We start from the raw sequence: 17,576 nt of genomic DNA on the forward strand, positions 1-17,576 counted from the left end.
AGGAAGGAAATTGAATCGATTTTACAAAGTTCGATAAGAAAAACACCACAAAACTAACGCCCTGCGTCCAACGCTTTTTTTACCGACCCGTGTTTTTTGAGGAGCGCCTCCGCCGTCTCATAACCTACCCCGAGCCCCTCCATAACGTAGCGCGTACCGCGATCTACCAACTTGTCGTTGCTCAGTTGCATGTTGACCATTTTATTCCCTTTTACACGCCCGATACGGATCATTAGGGCCGTCGAAATCATATTCAATACCAGTTTTTGCGATGTTCCACTTTTCATTCGCGTACTACCGGTAACGAACTCGGGACCCACATTGACTTCAATAGCGATGGTAGCTACCTTGGACAACGGTGATCCGGGATTATTGGTAATACCACCGGTCAAAAGCCCATTGGCGTTGGCATCGGCCAACCCTCCCAAAACGTAAGGCGTGGTTCCCGAAGCGGCAATACCGACAACCACATCGTTGCTATTGATATCGCGTGCCTTTAGATCCAACCAAGCTTGGGTTCGATCGTCCTCCGCGTTTTCTACCGCTTTACGAATGGCGCCATCGCCTCCGGCGATCAATCCTACAACACGGTCGTGGGGCATTCCAAAAGTGGGGGGTATTTCCGAAGCGTCCAAAATTCCTAGGCGACCACTGGTCCCCGCGCCGATATAAAACAAACGCCCTCCTTTTTGGAAACGTTCCGCCAAAGCATCGACCAAACGGGTTATTTCGGGAATAACGTTATTTACCGCTTGCGCTACCTTTTGATCTTCTTGGTTCATGGCCGCCAGAAGCGTAGCCGTGTCCATTGTTTCCAAATGTTCATGATTGGAAGGTGTCTCGGTAATCTTTATATAGTCCATTTATGTTTCGTCAATTTTAAATCCCGGGCGAAAAAGTAATACATTATTTAAAAATCACCATGGAATTTCGAGAAATGTATTGTTTAAGGCAAATATTGTTATAACAACCGAATGTCATGGTTCCTAAATAGGTTCAGCAGATTATTGTTGGGGTCCAACTCGGTGATCATGGTGTTTATCATGTTGATATCGCAGGTCCTATATCGGTGTTGGGAGTTCAGTTTCTCCGATATGCACAGTAACACCGTTTTTTTTGACGCCTTGATGACCGCCTTTTTTAATTGTACGATCTCCCAGTCGAACTCCGTAAGCCCGTGAAGGGAATCTACATACCCGGTTCCGGTAAAACAGTAGTCGACCATTATCTCGGACAATTGCTGTACCGTTTGGGCACCCATGGCGATCTGGGAATCGGCCGACAACTGCCCCCCGATAAAAATAACCGTTACATTAGGCTTTCGCAGCAACTCAATAGCCACGGGCAAGCTGATGGTAAAGCAGGTCAATTTCATATCCAAGGGAAGCATCCGCGCCATTTCCAAACAGGTAGTGCCGCCATTGATAAAAATGACGCTCCCTTCTTTGAGAAGACTTATGGCCTTCTCGGCGATAATTGTTTTTTCAGCAAGCGCATATACGTTCTCGTTGGTCCTTCGCTGACCGGTAAAGCCCATAGAAATGGCACCACCATGTACTTTTCGTAATTTCTGCGCTCCGTCGAGCTCCTTCACATCACGCCGAACAGTATCGATGGAGACGTCCAATGATTCGGCAATATCGCTTAGCAATACCCGATTGTGCAATGCCACCTCGTTCAAAATTACCCGTTGCCGTTCTTCTTTTAACATCAATTATCACGCTTTAACAAGGGCAAATATAGAAAATTAAATCAAATGCGTTTTTTTGCCGCTTATCAGGCTAAAAAATAACTATATCATTTAAAAACGGCATTAAAAAGCAAAAATAACAGCACAAAACCGCAAAATTGATTTATTTGTGTATCTTTGGTCAGTTTGCAAAAACGCGTATCGCATTAAAATCAACGTCCAAAAACGCACGAAAATGAATGAAATCGTAGACGAGACATCCCGAAAGTTTGAAAAAATACACACGGTCATCCACAACAGTTCCCAAGAAGCCTCGCTTTCCGTCGCCAATGAAATCGCATCCTTGATCCGCGAACATCAAGCAAAGGGAAAAAAATTGGTACTTGGTCTGGCAACCGGTTCGACCCCCACTAAAGTATATGACTACTTGGTACGGTTCCATCAAGAGGAGCAACTCAGCTTCCATAATGTGGTTACTTTCAATTTGGACGAGTATTTCCCTATGGAACCCGATTCCATACACAGCTATGTGCGTTTTATGAACGAACATTTGTTCGATCACATCGATATCAAAAAAACCAACATCCATATTCCCAAGGGTACTTTGGAAAAAGAGGACGTTAGAGAATTTTGTCAGGATTACGAAAAAAAAATCGCCCAATATGGGGGAATCGATATACAGATATTGGGGATTGGTAGAACAGGACATATCGGCTTTAACGAACCGGGATCATCCTTGAAAAGTAGTACGAGAATGGTGCGTTTGGACCGTGTTACCAGACTGGATGCCGCCAGTGATTTTTTTGGACTGGAGAATGTACCCTCCAAGGCGATTACCATGGGCGTAGGTACGATCATGGCCGCAAAACGGATTATTTTAATGGCGTGGGGCGAGGGAAAATCCGAGGTCATCCAGCAGGCGGTCGAAGGACCTATAAAGGAATCCGTGCCCGCTACTTTTTTACAGCACCATCCGAATTGTGATTTTATTATCGACGATGCCGCAGCATCGTCATTAACGAGGGTCGCGACCCCTTGGCTGACCAGTGAATGCAATTGGACGGATAGCTTGATAAAAAAAGCCACTATTTGGCTTTCCGAACAATTGAACAAGGCCATTTTAAAACTCACTAACGAAGATTATAACGAACATGGAATGGGAAGCCTTGTTGCTGAAATAGGCTCCGCAGAGCATATCAACTTAATAGTATTCAACGGTTTGCAACATACCATTACCGGATGGCCCGGTGGTAAACCGAATGCGGACGACAGCCAAAGGCCCGAACGCAAAAATCCCTATCCAAAAACGGCACTTATTTTTAGTCCGCACCCCGATGATGATGTTATCTCCATGGGCGGTACCTTACTTCGATTGGTGGATCAGGGGCACCAGGTACATGTGGCCTATCAAACTTCGGGCAATATCGCCGTTTTTGATGATGAAGTGATCCGTTTTATGGATTTTGCCACGGACATTCAACAAGAAAACGCCTCCTTGCAACAAAAATTTACCGAAGTCCGCACGTTTTTGAACAACAAGCTCCCCGGACAGATCGACAGCCCGGAAATCCAACGGTTCAAAGGATTGATACGAAAAGGGGAGGCTTTGGCAGCTTGCCGCTATTGCGGGGTAGAAGAAAAAAATGCGCACTTTCAAAACCTGCCCTTCTACGAAACCGGAACGGTAAAGAAAAACCCGTATTCCCATACCGATGTTCAGATTACCTATGACCTGCTACAAAAACTACGCCCGGACCAAATTTTTGCCGCCGGGGACCTTTCCGACCCGCATGGTACCCATAGGGTATGCCTGCAAGTCGTTTTCGAAGCGATCGACCGCTTGGTAAAGGAAGGGGCGGCATGGATCAAGGACTGTTATGTATGGTTGTACCGAGGGGCATGGCAGGAATGGGACATCGCCGATATGGAGATGGCCGTGCCGATAGGACCGAAGGATATGGAGCGAAAGAAAAATGCCATATTCAAACACCAATCCCAAAAGGACGCCGCCATGTTCCCGGGTAATGACGAGCGGGAATTTTGGCAACGGGCAGAACAGCGCAACAAACGGACCGCCAGTAAATACAATGCCCTGGGAATGGCCGAATATGAAGCTATGGAAGGTTTTGTACGCTATAAGTTCAGCTAAAGCTGTAGCTTTACCGTAACGGTCAACATTAAAACCGATATACCGGGCTAGGATGCTCTTGCACCTCCGGTAGACTAACTTGTACCAAATTGAGAAAAGGGACCATCATTTGTTATGTAGCTATTGCGTTATTGATGCTTGCCTCCTGCGCAAGCGTAAAAAACAAACACCCTAAAACCGAATTTCGTGGTTTTTGGGTAGCTACGGTCGTAAATATTGATTGGCCAAAGAATGGCGATGATTCCGTAGCCAAACAAAAAGCGGATTTTTTAAGGGTACTGGACTTTTATGCGCAAATGAACTTTAATACCGCCATTGTGCAGGTACGAACGGCCGGTGATGCATTTTACACTTCGGCATATGCCCCGTGGTCCCGCTTTCTCAATGGTACGGAAGGAAAGGTAAAGACCGAAAAAAATGACCTGTTGAATTGGATGATCGATCAGACCCATAAAAGAGGGATGGAGTTTCACGCCTGGTTAAACCCCTACCGGGCCACTTTCGACCTAAAAACAGAAGTCTTGAGTCCGACCCACGACTTTCACCTGCATCCCGAATGGATGGTCAAATATGGAAAGAAATACTATTACGACCCTGGAAACCCCGATGCACGGCGACGAATGGTGCAGGTAATCGACGAAATTGTAGCCAATTTTGACATCGACGCTATTCATTTCGATGATTATTTTTACCCTTACACCATTGCCGGCGAAGTATTTATGGATAGCGGCACCTATGGTTATCATAAAAAACCGGGACAATCCTTGGCCGATTGGAGGCGAAGCAATATTGATTCCTTGGTAAAAAATAGTTTCGAAACCATAAAAAAAAGAAAGCCTTGGGTCCAGTTGGGGATAAGTCCCTTTGGCGTATGGAAAAATAGTTCTTCGGACCCCAGGGGATCGGATACCAAGGCGGGACAGACCACCTATGACGACCTGTATGCAGATCCCTTGCTGTGGATGAAAAACAAATGGGTCGATTATATGATACCGCAGGTTTATTGGAGCATGGACCTCCCCGTAGCCTCCCATCGCAAAATAGTACAATGGTGGAGTGCCAACAGCCTAGGCACCAACCTTTATATCGGGAACGGCCCCTATAAAATTCGAAACAATAGCGACAAAGCATGGGACGACAAAAAGGAACTTCCAAAGCAAATCGATTTTGGCAGAAGTTTGGGTGCCGTTTCGGGGAACGCTTTTTTTAGCGCGAAAAGCCTAATGGACAAGCATTCCGATGTGGTAAGCTACCTAAAACGCAAACAGTATCGATTCAAAGCGTTGACCCCTGTATCCCATTTGGTAGCGACCAACACGGTTTCACCACGGATTACATCGGTCAATGAACTTAAGGATACCGTACAACTTCTATATGATAGCGATAACACCTACCGCTATGCCGTGTTGTATGCAACAAAAAAGAAAAAGGTCGAACATTCCCCGAAAAAAATTAGCGCTATTGTACCTGTATCGGATGTCGGGCGCTTGACCATAGCAACGGAAAAACTAAAGGGCAGAAAGAAGTTCCACTTGGTTTTTATCGATCGGTATCGGAGGGAAACCCGGCCGATTCCCGTACATTTAAAACGCTAAGGGAGTGGCATGGCGGTTTCCGTTCGGGATGGTTCGGCTTAAGCGTTAACGTTCCATTGTTGCTAGGGCCTCATTGGTAGTATTTAAAAAAAGACTATGACACAAAAAGACAAAGGAGCCTGGGTTTGGGTACCCCTACTCTATTTTACACAAGGGCTTCCCTACGTTTTAGTGGTGACCGTCTCGGTCATTCTTTACAAAAAGCTGGGTGTAAGCAATGGCGATATCGCCCTGTACACCAGTCTGCTCTACCTACCCTGGGTGCTGAAACCGTTATGGAGCCCGTTTATCGACTTAAAAAGCACAAAACGAAAGTGGTTTTTAAGCATGCAACTTATTATTTCCCTGGCACTTTTTGGCGTTGCATTGAGCATCCCCACAAACCTATTTTTTGTTGCTACCCTTGCCTGTTTTTGGATGGCGGCATTTGCATCGGCCACCAACGATATTGCAGCCGATGGGTATTATATGTTACGATTGACCCAAAAAAGCCAATCGTTCTTTGTAGGGGTCCGGAGTACGTTTTACCGTTTGGCGATGGTTACCGGTGAGGGGCTGATCGTTGTACTGGCGGGCTATCTGGAACACAAATACGGCGATACCACCAAAGCATGGAGTATTACCATGGCGGTAACGGCTTTTTTAATGCTGCTTTTGACCGTATCCAATTTCTTTTCCACCGAGGAAGAAATTCCAGAAACCGCGCAGACGGAGAAACCGGATAGTTTTCTAGCGGTACTGTCCTCTTTTTTCAACAAACCGGGCATCGGTATCGCACTCGCCTTTATACTCACCTATCGTTTGGGAGAATCGCAATTGGTAAAAATGGCCGCGCCGTTTTTATTAGATGCACCTGCCGACGGGGGACTTGGTTATTCAACCGAAAAACTTGGGACCATTTTCGGAACCGTAGGGGTCATTTTTCTATCCCTTGGAGGAATATTGGGTGGTATCCTTATCTCAAGGGACGGGCTTCGCAAATGGATGCTACCCATGGTACTCTCCTTGAACCTGCCCAATATACTTTATGCTATTCTGGCGTTTACCAAAACCACAAATATCATATTGGTCACGGTTACCGTGGTATTTGAAAAGTTTGGTTACGGTTTCGGATTTACGGCATTTTTAATGTACCTCATCTACATCGCCGAAGGCAAATCAAAAACGTCGCACTACGCCCTCGCTACCGGATTCATGGCGCTTGGCATGATGCTTCCGGGCATGATCAGCGGATACATACAGGAGTGGCTGGGATACCCGGGGTTTTTTATGTGGGTCGTAGTGGCCGCCCTCCCTGCGCTCTTTTTATTGAAACATATTGTTTACCCTGCCGATTTTGGTAAAAAATCCAGTACCAATGACCTCTAAACCTATAGCCTATGGCCAAGCAAGGAATATACTTGCTCCAAAAGAAAAAATAGGACAGTTGTTTATGCCCGCTGCATTTATCAATGATAGCGAGGAAGAAATTCAAAAGCTGGAGGTACTTATCCGAGAACAATGCATCGGAAGTGTTTGCTTTTTTCATAGCAGGGCCAGTGCCGCGACCAATTTTGAAGGAAAAAAACAGGTGGAATTCAACACCAAAAGTTTTGAGGTGCTCAAACAGCGTATTGCCCGATATCAAAAAGCGGCAAAATATCCTTTGCTCATCGCCATAGATGCGGAATGGGGACTCGCCATGCGCATAGAAAACACACCGCAGTACCCTTATGCGATAAGCCTGGGAGCGATCCAAAATCGGCCCGAGCTTATTTTTGAGGTGGGAAAACATATTGCGAACGACTGCAAAGCGGCCGGCATCCATTGGAATTTGGCTCCGGTCGTGGATATCAACAACAACAAGAATAACCCCGTTATCGGATACCGTTCCTTTGGAGAAGACCGTTCCTTGGTAACCAAAAAGGCAAGCGCCTTTATCAAAGGAACCCAAAGTGAAGGGGTATTGACCAGTATTAAGCATTTTCCCGGGCATGGCGATACCGCCACGGACTCCCATTTGGGGCTTCCCCTGATCGAAAAGTCGAAAGAAACGCTTGTAGCGAACGAGTTGTATCCCTTCCAGGAACTGATTAAAGAAGGGGTCGATTCCGTAATGATCGGACATTTATCGGTACCTAGTCTGGCAGATGGCAAGAAGACGCCCTCAAGTATATGCAAAGAAATTATAACGGGAGTGTTGCGAAAGGAAATGGGATACGATGGGGTCGTTATTTCCGATGCGCTGAACATGCATGCCGTCGCCCAACAATACCCTGTTAAAGGACAATTAGAATGGTTGGCCTTTGATGCCGGAAATGATGTACTATGTTTTGCCGAACATATCGCGGAAGGTATCGAAACCATAGCCCGAAATGCTTCCAAAGACCAAATTGAGAAAGCGTTCGCCAGGATATGGAAATTAAAGGAGAAAGCGTTTTCCAATATTCCGGAGATAGTACCGCAGCTGTCGGACGAAACACCTTTGAACCGGAAGATAGCGTTCTATAGTTTGACCATGATCAAGGGAACGGAAACTATTTTACAACAGTTTCGGGAGACCGCTTTTAAGGTATTCGGGAACATACCGAATACAAATAACAGCTTTCTTAACGCAATTTGGGCACAGCGATCCGTAAAAGCGTTGGAAAAAGATTCGGAAATGGCACCAGATCTTCCCGTTAACGAAAAAGGACAGCCAGTGGTGTTGGCCCTATTTCCCCCGCAGGTAAAGCCCAACAATACCTTTGGCTTTGCCGAAAACGAACTGAACGACATCAATACGTTAATCTTGGAAAACGATGTGGTGCTCTATCTTTTTGGTAATCCCTACTGTCTGGAACATATCGCATTTGAACATACCAAGGCGACCATAGTGGCGTATCAGCAATTTGAGACCTTCCAAGAGCATGCGGCACAACATTTTTTGGGAAAAGCAAAGGCATTGGGAAAGCTTCCCATACAATTGTGAAGAGGTGCACCATTTTTAATCGACGACAGCTAACAAAACCAACTGAACAAGAGTTTAACCCGATCTATGAAAGAAGCAGAAATTTTTAGTTTATTCATTTTCAGCAGACCACAAAATTTTAAATAGATGAAATGAGCCATAACAATTCTTGATACCAACCGAAATGATTATTGGCGAATTACATCTGACCATTAAAAAACAATAAATATTAACAGATGAAAACTTATAAAATAATAGGCCTAATGTCGGGAACCTCCCTAGATGGTTTGGATATGGCCTATTGCCATATTAGTAAAGCGGCGGATGAATGGTCTTTTGACATTTTAAATACAAAAAGCATTGCCTATACCCCTGAAATGCAGTCGGAATTGAAAGACGCAATTTTTCTGAAAGCCGACGCGCTATTGTCCTTTAGCAATGAATATGGTGCTTGGCAAGGCACACAGGTAAAACAGTTTATTGAAGAAAACTCCCTGGAGGTCGATTGTATAGCGAACCATGGCCATACCACGCACCACCAGCCCCAGAACGGCCTCACCTATCAAATCGGTTCGGGCCAACATTTGGCAAATGCTACAGGATGTAAGGTGGCTTGCGACTTTCGCTCCAACGACGTCGCCCTGGGTGGCCAAGGAGCGCCTTTGGTCCCAATAGGAGATCGTCTTTTTTTTGGTGAATATGACTTTTGTTTGAACCTAGGGGGCATCAGTAACATTTCTTTTGAAAAGAACGGCAAACGCATCGCCTATGACATTGGACTGGCGAACATGATCTTAAATTACATCACACGAAAGATCGATCTTGATTTTGACCGTGGAGGTGCGCTAGCGGCCAAGGGAAAGATCAATAACGGAATGCTGGAGCGGTTGAATGCCCTGAAGTACTACCTACTACCCTACCCAAAGTCCATCGGATATGAATGGTTTGTAGAGGAGGTGGCCCCTATCGTCGATAGTACGGAGGACGAAATTGAAAACCTATTGCATACCGCGGTCCATCATATTTGCGAAAAAATTGCCCAACAGTTAAAATTGAACGCTACGAGGGCAAAACAACGGTTGTTCATCACAGGCGGTGGTGCCCTTAACCATTTTCTCATTAAAACCTTAGGTGATAAAATAGGAAAAGACATCGAAATAATAGTACCGGCTCCTACCTTGATCGAGTTTAAGGAAGCATTGGTTTTTGCCTTGATGGGCGCGTTACGTATTGAACGGGAAATAAACGTGTTATGTTCGGTAACCGGTGCAAAAAGGGATTCCTCGAGTGGTGTTTTGTACTTGCCAAATTGACCTTTACCCGGCAATTACCTATCTTGAAACCCAAACCAACGTATTTTTCAACCATACAACTATCATGTACAAATGAACGACAAACAACAAAAAGCCTCCGCCTATTGGAAAGAGAACATTCGCTATTTGGGCATATTACTTGCCATTTGGTTTGCGGTCTCCTACGGGGCCGGAATTTTGTTCAAGGACACTTTGAACCAATTCAAGATAGGTGGGTTTGAATTGGGATTTTGGTTTGCACAACAGGGCGCCATTTATGTCTTCGTCATCTTGATTTTTGTATATGTACGTCTCATGAACCGACTGGACAAAAAGTACGGATACGATGAATAAAATCAAAAACCTAACGAAAAGAAATAGTATCTCCGGGGCAGCAGTCCTTTTGCTGTTTAGCGACCAAACGCCCATCAATTCACAACTATTATGACCGTTCAAACATGGACCTATCTTTTGGTAGGCATTACTTTTGCTTTATATATCGGCATCGCCATATGGTCCCGGGCCGGATCTACCAAAGATTTTTATGTTGCCGGTGGAGGGGTATCCCCCTTGGCGAACGCCATGGCCACTGCGGCCGACTGGATGTCCGCCGCCTCGTTCATCTCCATGGCGGGAATCATTGCTTTTGCCGGATATGACGGATCGGTATACCTTATGGGGTGGACCGGAGGGTACGTACTTCTTGCCCTCTTATTGGCGCCATACCTGAGGAAATTCGGAAAGTTTACGGTACCCGACTTCATCGGAGATCGCTACTATTCCAACACTGCCCGTCTGGTGGCGGTGTTCTGTGCTTTTTTGGTATCCTTTACCTACGTTGCCGGTCAAATGCGGGGCGTAGGTCTGGTATTCTCCCGCTTTTTGGAAGTCGATATCAATACCGGCGTGGTCATCGGAATGATCATTGTTCTTTTTTACGCGGTATTGGGAGGGATGAAAGGCATCACCTATACCCAAGTGGCGCAATATTGTGTATTGATCTTTGCCTTCATGGTACCTGCTATTTTTATATCCATACAAATGACGGGAAACCCGATACCCCAATTGGGTATGGGAAGCACCTTAAACGATGGCTCGGGAACTTTTTTACTGGACCGGTTGAACAGCCTTTCCACCGATCTCGGTTTCGCAGAATACACTTCCGGCTCCAAAAGTACCATTGATGTTTTTGCCATTACTTTGGCCCTCATGGTCGGTACGGCCGGCCTTCCCCATGTCATTGTTCGCTTTTTTACCGTAAAACGGGTAAAGGATGCCCGAAAATCTGCCGGACTGGCCCTATTGCTCATTGCCATTTTATATACGACAGCACCAGCGGTTGCCGTATTCGCCAGGACCAATATGATCAATACGGTAAGTGATCAGGAATATAGCGACATGCCCGAGTGGTTTACCAAATGGGAACGGACCAAGCTGATCAGTTTCACCGATAAAAACGGTGACGGCAAAATTCAATATGTGGCCGATAACGCTAAAAATGAGCTTGTGGTCGATCAGGATATTATGGTGTTGGCCAATCCCGAGATCGCAAAACTTCCTTCCTGGGTTATCGCCCTGGTGGCCGCCGGTGGTTTGGCAGCGGCCCTATCGACCGCGGCAGGCCTATTATTGGTCATTTCGGCCTCGGTTTCGCATGACTTGATCAAAAAGATATTCGTACCGAACATTTCTGAAAAAGGGGAATTATGGGCGGCTAGGGGCGCTGCTACCGTAGCCGTGGTAATTGCCGGATATTTTGGCATCAACCCGCCCGGTTTTGTAGCGGCGGTAGTTGCACTGGCCTTTGGTCTGGCGGCCGCTTCCTTTTTTCCGGCGATCGTTTTGGGAATTTTTTATAAAAAGATGAACAAAGAAGGGGCCATTGCCGGTATGGTGGTCGGTATTTTGCTGATGCTTTTTTATATGCTAAAATTCAAATTTGGAATTTTTGATGGAGGAAAGGAAGCCGTAACCGCACTTAAAAAAGACTGGTGGCTCGGTATTTCGCCCGAAGGTTTCGGAACGGTAGCGATGATCGTAAACTTTGTGGTATCCATTGTTGTCATGAAGTTTACCCCGCCACCACCACAGGAGGTACAAGAAATTGTGGAGGATATCCGAATCCCCAGCGGTGCCGGTGAGGCCAGTGGCCACTGATTTTTTTAATTATTTTTAGTCGTAGAAATCCTTTTTCATGAGCAATTATCACATCAAACATTTAGAAGAATATTTTCAGATATATCGTAAATCCGTTCGCAATCCATCGGCATTTTGGGAAGAAATTGCAGAGGAACACTTTGTATGGCGCAAAAAGTGGAACAATGTGCTCTCCTGGGACTTTGAAAAACCCGAAATCAAATGGTTCGAAGGGGCCAAGTTGAATATTACCGAAAATTGTTTGGATCGGCACTTACCAACACGTGGGAACAAAACGGCCATCTTGTTCGAACCCAATGACCCTGAGGCCGAGGCGGAACACATCAGCTATCAACAGCTGCATGAGCGCGTATGCCGTATGGCCAACGTATTGATCGAAAATGGCATTCAAAAAGGGGACCGTGTCTGTATTTATTTGCCCATGATCCCGGAGTTGGCGGTATCCGTACTGGCATGTGCCCGCATTGGCGCCATACATTCAGTGGTGTTTGCCGGATTTTCGGCCAACGCCTTGTCGGCACGTATCAACGACTCGGATTGCAAAATGGTCATCACCTCGGATGGGTCGTTTCGCGGTGCAAAAACAATCGACCTGAAGGGAATAGTGGACAAAGCACTAAACGACTGCCCTAACGTAAAGACCGTTTTGGTGGCAAAACGCATCGATTCGGACATTACAATGGTTTCGGGTAGGGACAAATGGTTACAACCGCTTCTCGATAACGCCTATGCCGATGCTACGGCAGAAGTTATGGATGCCGAGGCCCCTTTGTTCATCTTGTACACCTCTGGGTCTACTGGAAAACCGAAGGGAATGGTGCACACTACCGCCGGTTATATGGTGTATACCGCCTACACCTTTAAAAATGCATTTCAATACCGCGAAGAAGATGTGTATTGGTGTACCGCCGACATCGGATGGATTACCGGCCACTCCTACATCATCTACGGCCCATTGGCCAATGGAGCGACCACCGTCATGTTCGAGGGCGTGCCTTCATATCCCGATTTCGGTAGGTTTTGGGAGGTTGTGGAAAAACACAAGGTAAATCAATTTTACACCGCGCCAACGGCAATACGTGCCCTGGCCAAGGAAAATCTTGACTTTGTAGAAAAATACGATCTGTCCAGTCTAAAGGTACTCGGCTCTGTGGGCGAACCCATAAATGAGGAGGCCTGGCATTGGTACAACAATAATGTGGGCAAAAAGAAAAGTCCGATTATCGATACGTGGTGGCAAACCGAGACCGGGGGCATTATGATTACCCCGATACCCTATGTTACCCCTACTACACCGACCTACGCGACCCTACCCTTCATCGGAATCCAACCTGCGCTTATGGACGGGGACGGTCAGGAAATCCATGGGAATCAAGTCGATGGTAGGCTTTGTATCAAATTCCCTTGGCCCTCCATGGCACGTACGATATGGGGAGACCATACACGGTATCGGGAAACCTATTTCTCGGCCTACAAGAATATGTATTTTACAGGAGACGGGGCGTTGCGGGACGCTGTTGGGTACTACCGTATTACCGGTCGGGTAGACGATGTAATTATCGTTTCCGGACATAATCTGGGTACTGCCCCGATCGAAGATAGCGTAAACGAGCACCCAGCTGTTGCGGAGTCTGCCATTGTCGGGTTTCCGCACGATATTAAGGGCAACGCCCTTTATGGGTATGTCATTTTAAAAGAAACCGGCGAAGGAAGAGATCGTAACAACTTGCGAAAGGAAATCAACCAACAGATTACGGAACAAATAGGCCCTATCGCAAAACTGGACAAAATACAGTTCGTAAGTGGACTTCCAAAGACACGAAGTGGCAAAATAATGCGGCGTATTCTACGTAAGATCGCATCGAAGGACACTTCCAACCTAGGGGATACCAGTACCCTTTTAAATCCGGAGGTAGTAGCGGAAATCATGGAAAATGCTTTGTAGGTGTTAATGTTACAAAGCAGTACAGGCCAATTTGATCTTCAAAAACCGACGGATCATGAGTTAAATTGGCCAATGGATTAAAAACGAAACGGAAAGAATTCCTTGAAATTTGAAATCATGAAGTGGTATCCGACCTTCTTTATCTTTTTCGCTTTGACGACCATGGGTGCACAAGAACGCTTTGTTCACAAACGAGAACACCAGCAGGCACCTTATGCACAATGGATCAGTTCCGAAGTTACTAGCGGAAAAGAATACGCGGTATTGTTGTTCCGAAAAAGTTTTGAATTGTCCTCGGTTCCAAATACGCTGCCCATCAACATTTCGGCCGATAACCGCTACGATCTTTACATCAACGGAACACCTGTACATCGCGGACCCTCTTTTGGCTCGTTGGAGCGGTGGTATTACGATGTTCTGGACATTTCAAAATATCTTAAAAAGGGCGAGAACACCATTGCCATAAAAGTCTGGAATTTTGGTCAGCACAATGCGCAGCGCCAACAATCGGTACACACGGCCCTTATTGTACAGGCCCAGCTTCCCGAATACGGAGAACAGTTGAATACCGATGACAGCTGGAAGGTTGTACAAGATACCTCTTATCGTCCGGTATTGCTCTCGAACGAAGCCATCGGTGGCGGGTACATCGCTTACCCATCCGATCACGTTCTGGCGGAAGGCCAGCGTCCGGATTGGTATCGTTCCCGTTTTGAGGATGGGGAATGGAAAAACGCGATCAGCCTGGGTTACGGAAACGAAGTTGGGGTCAACTCTTGGAAAACCACCCAGTGGAACCTTACCCCTAGAACCATCCCAATTTTTCCTGACTCCATCGAAAATAATTTTCAAATCAGAAGAATCGAGGGTATCGATACAAAAGGTATCAAAGACCTTCATATTCCACCATCTAGCAAGGTGACGCTTTTGTTGGACAACCAGCACCTCTCCATGGGCTATCCCTTGCTTTTGGTTTCGGGCGGAAAAGGGGGAAACGTTCAGTTGCGTTACCAAGAGTCGTTGTTCGACACGGAAACAGAAGCGAAAGGCGACCGAAATACAATCGAGGGGAAAAAGATGAAGGGCATTAAGGACCTATTCGAGCTTACCGGAAAAGATAGTGTTCGCTATACTCCCCTATCGCTAAGGACCTTCCGTTATGTGGAGTTACAGATCACGACCGGAGAAGACGCGATCATCCTACATGACTATTACAACCGGTACTCGGCATTCCCTTTTAAAAAGACGGGGACGTTCACCACTGAACATCCGAATATCAAAGCACTTCTGGAAGCTTCGTGGCGAACCGCCCAACTCTGCGCGCACGAAATTTATATGGATTGCCCATATTACGAGCAATTGCAATACATTGGCGATACCCGCATACAGGCATTGATCAGCTTATATACTACCCAAAACGAATCGTTGGCCCGTAATGCCATTCAGCAGTTCAACGATTCATTCTCGGCAGTAGGCCTTACGCAAAGTCGCTACCCATCAAGGGTAAAGCAGATCATACCTCCCTTTTCATTGCTTTATATACTGCAATTGCACGATTATTTTATGCTTCGCGAAGACCCTGATTTCATTGCTGACAACATCCATATTGTGCCCTTGATCTTAACTTGGTTCGAACGATACTTGAACGATTCGTACCTCATTACGGGAATTCCGTATTGGAACCATACCGATGGTGGTGCCAAGGGCTTTGTAATAGGGGAACCGCCTTACCTCAACCAACGCCCGAATGCCCAATTGGCCCTTTTATTGGCCTATGGTATCGATTCGTATTTGGAAATGGCCCAATCACTTTCCCTAGAAGTCAATACTGCACACTATAAAGAAATATCGGATCGAATTAAGTCGAATGTGCTCGAACACTGTTTCGATCCCGAACGGGGACTACTGGCAGAAAGCCCAAAAAAAGAGGTGTTCACGGAGCACACCAATTCCCTAGCTATTTTGACCGATGTTCCGGGCATCGCCCCCTCGGAACTGGCACAAAACATGTATACGGATAAGGGTATTCTAAGGGCCACTACCTATCATAAATTTTATACGTTTCAAGCATATGCCAAAGCGAACAACGGCCATCTGATCTTGGAGAGCTTTCAACCTTGGGAAGAAGCGCTTTCGCTTGGGATGACCACTTTTCCGGAGCATGGCACCGAAAGCCGATCGGATTGCCATGCCTGGAGCGCACACCCCTTGTACGAACTTCCCGCACTGGTCGCCGGTATATCCCCTTCCACACCGGGTTTTAAAACGATTATGATACGGCCCCAGGACAATAATTTGAAAGCCTACTCCGCAACGGTGCAACACGCGAAAGGAACGATACGGATGGTAAAGAAAAAACCAAACCGATACAGGATAACCTTGCCAAAAGGGGTAGCGGGCAGCTTTGAAAAAAACGGAAAAACGATTGCCTTACGGCCGGGGGAAAACAACATCCGTACGGACCAAAACTAGACTATTCTCAAAATATATCAGCCTTGCCCGGATGTAAGGCGCTTTTTGGCGGTACTACGCAGGGTCGCCTGAAAAATAACCAGGGAAATACAACCACACACGGCCAGCCCTAAAAACATAGGCCATATGGTCTCTTGTACGAAACCTCCAATAAAATTGGCCAAAGGCACGGACAACAAGGTGCTAAAACATCCGTTAATGGCCGCTCCGATGCCGGCAATATGCCCAATAGGTTCCATGGCGATAGACCGAAAGTTTCCCCATAAAAAACCCAAACAAAAAAACTGTACCGACAAGAACGCCATGAGCAAGGGAATACCGGGGTTCGGCTTTCCCCAAAAAACCACCACATACAAAATCGCTACCAAACAAAAGATGCACAACGCGGCCATGGCCAATTTTCGCATACCAAAACGGACCACCAGCGTACCGTTCAATAGGGTTGCCAATCCAATAGAAATAGCCAGACCGGCAAAAATATAGGGGAACTGCTCCGGCATTCCGTACTGGTTCTCAAAAATGTGTTGGGACGCACTCAGATATACCAAAAAGGCACCGGTGATAAAACCTGAAATAAAGGTGAACGCTACGGTTTCCGGATACTTCAAAAACTCCAACAGACCTTTTCGAAACAATTTTGCCGTAAACCGCACCTTATATTCCGTGCGCAACGTTTCCGGCTGACGGCGCCAAAACCAAAAGCATACCATAAAACCAAAAATCATTTGGGCATAAAAAATAGCCTGCCATCCGTAAGCGTCCATAATCCATTTGCCTATCGCCGGGGCGATTATGGGAATCAAAATAAAAAATGCCGTCACAAAGGACATTACCCGTGCCATATAATCGCCCTTGTAGGTATCCCTGATTATGGAAATGGCCATAGTACGCGGGGCCGACAGGGCAATACCCTGAAGAATGCGGCCAAAGACCATCACGGAAAGCGAAGAAGCAAAAAGACAAATACCGCTAGCGATCAAAAAGAGTACAAATCCGGCATACACCGTTGGTTTTCTACCATAACTATCGGACAGGGGACCAAAAAAAAGTTGCCCAACACCGAGCCCTAAGAAAATCATGGTGATCAACAACTGGTTATCGGTGGCATCCAAACTGTTCACGGCAATGCCAATTTGGGAAATTGCCGGTAAAATGGCATCGATCGCCAAGGCCACGATGGACATTAGCGCCGCCATTAAGGCCACAAATTCAAAGGCAGGTTTGGAATCGTTTTCGTGCATCCGGCAAAATTATACCATTTTAACTTTGAAATGGCATGTATAGAAATTGAATTATTTTTTAGTTGTTCAAGGCGAAAAATTTAAGCATAGCCTTTGTTACGGTTAG

General features: G+C 46.2%; 12 protein-coding genes. 9 read left to right on the forward strand and 3 right to left on the reverse strand.

Annotated elements, in window-relative coordinates; translation table 11 throughout:
* Positions 1-53: 53 nt before the first annotated feature.
* Positions 54-863, reverse strand: a complete 810-nt coding sequence (murQ, locus tag ACRD7P_RS00075; protein WP_430905422.1) for an N-acetylmuramic acid 6-phosphate etherase — start codon at positions 861-863, stop codon at positions 54-56.
* 98 nt (positions 864-961) lie between these two features.
* Positions 962-1,711 carry a DeoR/GlpR family DNA-binding transcription regulator gene (locus ACRD7P_RS00080; protein WP_430905677.1) on the reverse strand — a complete coding sequence of 250 codons (750 nt, stop codon included), beginning with the start codon at positions 1,709-1,711 and terminating at the stop codon, positions 962-964.
* A 190-nt stretch (positions 1,712-1,901) separates the two neighbouring features.
* Here ACRD7P_RS00080 and nagB point away from each other — a divergent pair, with 190 nt between their 5' ends.
* The 9 genes from nagB (at position 1,902) to ACRD7P_RS00125 (ending at position 16,229) form a co-directional block, all read left to right on the forward strand.
* Complete coding sequence (gene nagB / locus ACRD7P_RS00085; RefSeq protein WP_430905678.1) at positions 1,902-3,839, forward strand: glucosamine-6-phosphate deaminase; 1,938 nt, start codon at positions 1,902-1,904, stop codon at positions 3,837-3,839.
* Between the two features lie 89 nt (positions 3,840-3,928).
* Complete coding sequence (locus ACRD7P_RS00090) at positions 3,929-5,434, forward strand: glycoside hydrolase family 10 protein (RefSeq protein ID WP_430905423.1); 1,506 nt, start codon at positions 3,929-3,931, stop codon at positions 5,432-5,434.
* 96 nt (positions 5,435-5,530) lie between these two features.
* Positions 5,531-6,802, forward strand: coding sequence for an MFS transporter (locus ACRD7P_RS00095; protein ID WP_430905424.1), 1,272 nt, complete (start codon positions 5,531-5,533; stop codon positions 6,800-6,802).
* Entirely contained in the window at positions 6,792-8,384 is a 1,593-nt protein-coding gene (locus ACRD7P_RS00100; protein WP_430905425.1) for a glycoside hydrolase family 3 protein, read from the forward strand. Before ACRD7P_RS00095 ends, ACRD7P_RS00100 begins: the two co-directional genes overlap by 11 nt.
* A 215-nt stretch (positions 8,385-8,599) precedes the next feature.
* A complete protein-coding gene (locus tag ACRD7P_RS00105) occupies positions 8,600-9,676 on the forward strand; it encodes an anhydro-N-acetylmuramic acid kinase (protein ID WP_430905426.1) in 1,077 nt (358 codons plus the stop codon).
* A gap of 72 nt (positions 9,677-9,748) precedes the next feature.
* Positions 9,749-10,009 carry a DUF4212 domain-containing protein gene (locus ACRD7P_RS00110; protein WP_430905427.1) on the forward strand — a complete coding sequence of 87 codons (261 nt, stop codon included), beginning with the start codon at positions 9,749-9,751 and terminating at the stop codon, positions 10,007-10,009.
* Positions 10,010-10,099: 90 nt separating this feature from the next.
* Positions 10,100-11,812 carry a sodium:solute symporter family protein gene (locus ACRD7P_RS00115; protein WP_430905428.1) on the forward strand — a complete coding sequence of 571 codons (1,713 nt, stop codon included), beginning with the start codon at positions 10,100-10,102 and terminating at the stop codon, positions 11,810-11,812.
* A gap of 37 nt (positions 11,813-11,849) precedes the next feature.
* Positions 11,850-13,757, forward strand: coding sequence for an acetate--CoA ligase (gene acs, locus ACRD7P_RS00120; protein WP_430905429.1), 1,908 nt, complete (start codon positions 11,850-11,852; stop codon positions 13,755-13,757).
* Positions 13,758-13,874: 117 nt separating this feature from the next.
* Complete coding sequence (locus ACRD7P_RS00125; protein ID WP_430905430.1) at positions 13,875-16,229, forward strand: hypothetical protein; 2,355 nt, start codon at positions 13,875-13,877, stop codon at positions 16,227-16,229.
* 17 nt (positions 16,230-16,246) lie between these two features.
* Here the strand turns inward: ACRD7P_RS00125 and ACRD7P_RS00130 are convergent, their stop codons facing one another.
* A complete protein-coding gene (locus tag ACRD7P_RS00130; protein ID WP_430905431.1) occupies positions 16,247-17,470 on the reverse strand; it encodes a multidrug effflux MFS transporter in 1,224 nt (407 codons plus the stop codon).
* Positions 17,471-17,576: the final 106 nt, after the last annotated feature.

This window comes from Maribacter sp. 2-571 (assembly GCF_050589625.1).
Classification (GTDB): Bacteria; Bacteroidota; Bacteroidia; order Flavobacteriales; family Flavobacteriaceae; genus Pelagihabitans.